We start from the raw sequence: 6129 nt of genomic DNA on the forward strand, positions 1-6129 counted from the left end.
TTTTTTTTTTTTGAGGAGGAAGAGGGCATCCGGCTCCCGCCGGGGGGGGGGAGTGGGGTTGAGCGGTGTGCTTTTCGACTTTTCGCGGGGGGGGGGGGGGGGGGGGGGGGGTGGGGGGGGGGGGGGGGGGGGGGGGGTTGGGGGGGGGAGGGGCGAGGGGTGGGTTCCCTACTCCCTACTCCCTACTCCCTCTTTTAGAGGAAATGTCTATTACGAACCTATTTTAAGTAAACACCAAACATGAATAAAGTTATCGGAAAACCCATCAACCGTGTAGACGGAAAACTTAAAGTTACAGGTGGCGCACATTACACCGCTGATATGCCAGTTGAAAATTTGACTTACGGCGTATTAATAGAAAGCACCATTGCTAAAGGCAAAATTACCAAGCTCGAAACTACCGCAGCAGAAACCGCCCCCGGAGTATTGGCAGTTATTACCTACCGCAACGTTCCCAAATTTAATCAAATTACTTTTTTTCCTGGTGGACAAAGTCTCCCCATTCTTCAGGATGAGAATATCTATTATCAAGGACAGCATATTGGGATAGTAGTGGCAAAAACTTTAGAGCAAGCTCAGTATGCAGCTACCCTGGTTAAAGTTGAATATCAAACCGAACAACCAACTATAGATATAGATGAAGCACTCCAACAAGGGTATTATCCAGAAAAAATTTTTGGTGGAATGTTACCCGCTCATATATTCAGAGGCGATATTACCTCCGGGCATTCCCAAGCAGAGGTATTAGTCGAACAAACCTACAGCACTCCGATGGAAAACCATAACCCCATCGAACCCTCAGCAACTCTCGCAGTTTGGGAAGATGACTACCTCACCCTCTACGAAACAACTCAAGGAGTTTGTTCTGCACAAGGAGCGATGGCTAAAGTTTTCGACATTCCCCCAGAAAACATCCGCGTCATTTCTGAATTTCTCGGCGGTGGGTTTGGTTGTAAAGCATTTGTTTGGCCTCACGCTATTCTGGCTACTTTAGCAGCGCGTTATGTGAAGCACCCAGTTAAACTTGTACTTACCCGGGCTCAAATGTATACCTCCGTCGGATATCGCGCCCCCACTAAACAACATCTCACCCTGGGCGCAACTAAAGACGGTAAACTCACACTCATCAAACACATCGGCGAAACTATAACGTCACCCTTTGACGAATTTACCGAACCCGTAACAAAGGCAACAAAGATGATGTATAGCTGCCCCAACGTTGATACCAAGTATCGCCTTGGCCGTATCAATGCTAGTACTCCCACTTTTATGCGGGCACCAGGGGAAGCACCGGGAATGTTTGCCTTAGAGTCAGCAATGGATGAACTTAGTTACGCTCTAGAATTAGACCCCATCGAACTCCGAATCCGCAACCATGCAGATGTAGAACCTGCTACCGGGCATCCATGGTCCAGTAAATCTCTCAAAGAATGTTATCATCGAGGAGCAGAAATATTTGGCTGGAAACACCGCAACCCCAAACCAAGGTCTATGAGTGACGGCGAAAGTCTAATTGGTTGGGGCATGGCCAGCGCAACTTTTCCTGCGGGCAGTTTTCCTGCTACTGCTAAAGTAACTATATATAATAGTGGGGAAATATTAGTCGAAAGTGCTACCCACGACTTAGGTACAGGAACTTATACTGTGATGACACAGGTTGCTGCCGAAGTTTTAGGTGTATCTTTGGAAAAGGTAGAATTTAAACTTGGCGACACTAAGCTACCTAAAGCTCCAGTTACTGGAAATTCGACTACAGCTAGTAGTGTGGGTACGGCAGTACAAGCAGCAGCAACGAAAGTTAGAAGTAAAGTTGTAGAGATGGCAATTTCTGATTCTGACTCACCCCTTTATCAGGCAAAACCGGAGGAGGTAATTTTTGAGTCTGGGAAATTATTGTTGAAAAATAATCCTGCTGTCGGGGAAAGTTATCAGGAAGTACTCACTCGTCATGGTTTAGAAAATATTGAAGCGGTTGGTGATAATGCATCGAAACAGCAACAGCAGGAATATGCTAAACATTCTTTTGGAGGAATTTTTGTGGAGGTGCGAATAGAACGTTTGTTGGGAGAAGTACGAGTGACACGATGTGTAGGTGTTTATGGTGCTGGACGCATTCTCAATGCTAAGACTGCCCGCAGTCAAATGATTGGCGGTATTACTTGGGGTATTGGTATGGCGTTGATGGAACATACGGTAATGTCTCCTCACTACGGACGTATTCTGAATCATAATCTTTCTGATTATTTGATACCCGTGCAGCTAGATGTGCCTGATATTCAGGTGCAGTTTGTAGAGGAGGAAGATCCTTATGTGAATGCTTTGGGTACTAAGGGTATTGGAGAACTTTCTATAGTGGGAGTTGCAGGAGCGATCGCTAATGCTGTTTATCATGCCACAGGTAAGCGTATTCGAGATTTGCCTATTACTCCAGATAAGTTAGGTTGAAGGGAGGAGTCAGGAGTCAGGAGTCAGGAGTCATATCATGTCCGGTTGAATAGTTAGACTTTGGTGGAAGGAAGGCAGGAGGCAGGAGGCAGGAGGCAGAAGGTTTTTTTTCATTGTCACCTTAATTTTATACACGCTCCGATGCTATCGGACATGATATCAGGAGGGAAAAAGAAGGAAGAAGTGGTGGTGCATTGCATTATTTTTTTACGAGAACAGTGGGAGCATCTTGCTCCCGTGCCAAGCATCTGTTGTTCCTTGTATACCATTACTATGCAGGACTACCAGACAGGGAAATGTTTTTCCCACTGTTTTCTGTTACCTACTATAATTTTCACTTGAAAAACTGAAAGGAAATAAATTATTATACATAAATCATCTCGACCAAAAGAAGAAAATTTTTCCTTAAGCGTAAATTCTCTCCTTTAAAAGAAGAGGTAATTAATAATTAATAATTAATAATTAATAATTAATAATTGTTTAACTTACCGAATAATTAATAATTAATAATTAATAATTAAATAATTCAGGTTTAAAGCCTCCCCTTTTAAGGGGAAAAAGCGGTCGAGGGATGGCGAGGTCTCCTCGCTGTCCGACCATCGACCAAAAGAAAAGAAATAATATCTCCTGATATTCAATTAAGAACGGTTTTAACCAGAAGTAATTATCAATTATCCATTATCCATTATCCATTAATGAATTCCTTTGTTATCTTTGGTGTTTTCATGTTACCAATTATTCCACCTCCGAAAGGGTTCAGAATATTTTATTCGCCTACAAGCGACCTTCTCTTAATTTACCGTCCAAACGGTATGACATACTTACTTATATTCTCAGTTATCTGCTTTTTCATCTGGATACTATTTTGTTTTTTTATTGCTACATTGCTAATAACTTCATTTATGCTGACTCTAAATTATGCGATTAGTATTTTGACTTTTCTAATTTTTTTTCTTCCCTTAGTCTTGTATTTTTTTGCAGCTAAAATATTCAATCAAATCTATATAGTTCTCTATTTTTTTCTGGGTAAATTTAGTTTTAACTTAAGATTCAATTGCTTAATTTTTACCAAAGATATAGGTATTTTAACAAATGAAATCAAAGAAATTAAGCGGTCAAAAATTCAATATGTACAACAAGTCAAAACCAGTGGTTTTAAAGGCAATATATTTGCATCATGGGGCTTATTAATCAAAACAGCAAATCGAGAGTATAATATTCTTTCCTATCAATCTTATGACAAAACTAAATGGCTAGGTAATATTATTGCTGCGTGGGCTAAAGTCAAGTATCTGCCATTATCGAAGGAGTCAGGAGTCAGAAGTCAGAAGTCAGGAGTTAGAATTAATCAAAAAAATTATAAAATAGGACAGCAATTTTAATAGTTTAAACTTTTATAGCTGTCCACATAGAATTTATCAAATCCGGTTGAACACTTATTATATAGTTGTGGCGAGTCGGCGAGTAGGGGAGATTGAAGCCTTGAAGTATAGTTATGAACATATACTATATAACCGGATTCTATATAATTTATCAAACTGTCAAAATATATAGCAGAAGGAAAAAGAAAAAAGGCAGAAGTTTGATTATTGATATTTGATTGTTTCTCCTGCGGAGTGCTACGCAAACAACTGTTCCATAAGTCCTAGTAGTAATGGTAGTTATATCATGTCCGGATAATTAGTGATGAAAAAAACCAAAACAGTCACTTGCAGTACAAATCTTTTTATTCTCCCTACTCCCTACTCCCTACTCCCTTATTTATAACTATTCAACCGGACATGATATTACTATAGATCAAAGGTCTAAAACTCTTACCAAATAATTGTTAATTATTAATTATTAATTGTTGAATTCCCTGTTCCCTTTTTTCCGTATGAAAGAATTACAAGACATTATTGCAACTTACGCCAAACTCAAAAATTCTAGTGAAACCCTCGCCCTCGCCACTATTGTCAAAGTTGCGGGTTCCACATATCGCCGAGCTGGGGCACGAATGTTGATGACTGCTAAAGGAGAAATGGTTGGTTCCCTCAGTGGTGGTTGTCTCGAAGGTGATGTTTTGGAACAAGGGCAAGAGGTAATGAGTTCTGGCAAGCATCGCCTTGTTACCTACGACACAACCTCAGAAGCAGATATTCTCTGGGGTTTGGGAATGGGTTGTCAGGGAATAGTTGATGTGTTTATCGAACCTCTATCCGGTGAAAAGGGAATAGATTTAATGTCATTTTTTGCTGACTGTCTTCAGCATAGGCAACCAGGAGTTTTAGTTACAGTATTTAGAAGTAAAGCTGCGGAGCAATATCATTTGATGTTATCTCCGGATGGTAATATTAGTACTAAAATAACTGATAATTCCCTCGTTCAACTATTAGTAGATAATGCCAAGAAAGCTCAGAGTTCGGGTAAGTCATTTCACATATCTATTGATAATATAGAAGCCTTCATTGAGGTTATTCATCCACCTTTACCTCTAGTAATATTTGGTGCTGGTCACGATGCCATACCTGTAACATCTTTTGCTAAACAATTAGGATGGTATGTCACAGTATTAGACTGTCGTCCTGCTTATGCCACATCTGCTAGATTTCCAGAAGCAAATTCTATAGTTATTTCAGAATATGAAAAACTCCCAAAATCTGTAATATTAGATGAAAAAACTGTAGCAGTTGTAATGACTCATAACTATCTCTATGATTTGACAATTATCAAAAATATTTTACCTTTACCTTTACGTTATTTAGGAATACTCGGACCCCGCAGAAGAACCGAAAAATTATTAGCAGAAATTCCCATAGATGAGCAATACAAAAAACGTTTATATGCTCCAGTTGGTCTAGATATTGGTGCTGATAATCCACAGGAAATTGCTTTGGCTATTATTGCAGAAATTCAAGCAGTAATTTCTAATCGTTCGGGAGGTTTTTTACGTTATCGTAACTTACCAATTCATAGTCAAAATGATGAATAAATCTATTGGAATTATAATTTTAGCTGCTGGTGCATCAACCCGTTTGGGGCAACCCAAACAATTGTTGATTTACAAAGGGAAGAGTTTGATTTTCAATACTGTTGAAGTTGCTGTTAATTCTGGTTGTTCGCCAATTATTTTAGTGCTTGGTGCTTATGGCGATTTAATACTTCCTGAAATTAGTAATTTTCCAGTAAAAATTGTCGAAAATTCTGATTGGCAGGAAGGCATGAATACTTCTATCGGAGCTGGTATTAATTTTTTGCAAAATACTAAAGAAGTTATAGAAGCAGTAATAATAATGGTTTGCGACCAGCCTTTTTTATCTACTAATTTAATCCATAAAATGATTGATATTTATTATTTAAAATCAAATCCAATAGTTGCTTCTGAATATGCTGGAGTTTTAGGGGTTCCGGCTTTATTTAGTTCTAGTCTTTTTCTAGAAATGCTTAACTTAAAAACAGATAAAGGGGCGAAGCAAATAATTAATAAATATTCACGCCAAGTTGCAACTGTTGATTTTCCTAGAGGAGAAATAGATATTGATACTTTTACTGATTATGAATCTCTAAGAAGGGAATAGGGGAGTGGCTCACGCGGATTATGGCACGGATATACGGATAGTTCAGGGAGTGGGGGAGTGGCTCACGCGGATTATGGCACGGATATACGGATAGTTCAGGGAGTGGCTCACGCGGATTATGGCACGG

The 6129-nt window shown here is 39.4% G+C and carries 4 protein-coding genes; all 4 read left to right on the top strand.

The window, feature by feature from the left end:
• Window positions 1–240 precede the first annotated feature (240 nt).
• The 4 genes from F6K54_RS38515 to F6K54_RS38530 all read left to right on the top strand — a co-directional run bounded on the left by F6K54_RS38515 (window position 241) and on the right by F6K54_RS38530 (window position 6002).
• On the top strand, window positions 241–2445 hold the full coding sequence (locus F6K54_RS38515; protein ID WP_293089392.1) for a xanthine dehydrogenase family protein molybdopterin-binding subunit: 2205 nt from the start codon (window positions 241–243) through the stop codon (window positions 2443–2445).
• Window positions 2446–3377: 932 nt separating this feature from the next.
• Window positions 3378–3827: a hypothetical protein gene (locus F6K54_RS38520; protein WP_293089393.1), complete on the top strand. Its 450-nt coding sequence runs from the start codon at window positions 3378–3380 to the stop codon at window positions 3825–3827.
• A gap of 494 nt (window positions 3828–4321) precedes the next feature.
• The gene (locus F6K54_RS38525) at window positions 4322–5416 is read left to right on the top strand and encodes an XdhC family protein (protein ID WP_293089395.1); all 1095 of its coding nucleotides are present in this window, start codon (window positions 4322–4324) and stop codon (window positions 5414–5416) included.
• Window positions 5406–6002, top strand: coding sequence for a nucleotidyltransferase family protein (locus F6K54_RS38530; RefSeq protein ID WP_293089397.1), 597 nt, complete (start codon window positions 5406–5408; stop codon window positions 6000–6002). Before F6K54_RS38525 ends, F6K54_RS38530 begins: the two co-directional genes overlap by 11 nt.
• Window positions 6003–6129: the final 127 nt, after the last annotated feature.

Origin of the sequence: Okeania sp. SIO3B5 (genome assembly GCF_010692555.1) — a bacterium.
In the GTDB taxonomy this organism is placed as follows: Bacteria; Cyanobacteriota; Cyanobacteriia; order Cyanobacteriales; family Microcoleaceae; genus Okeania.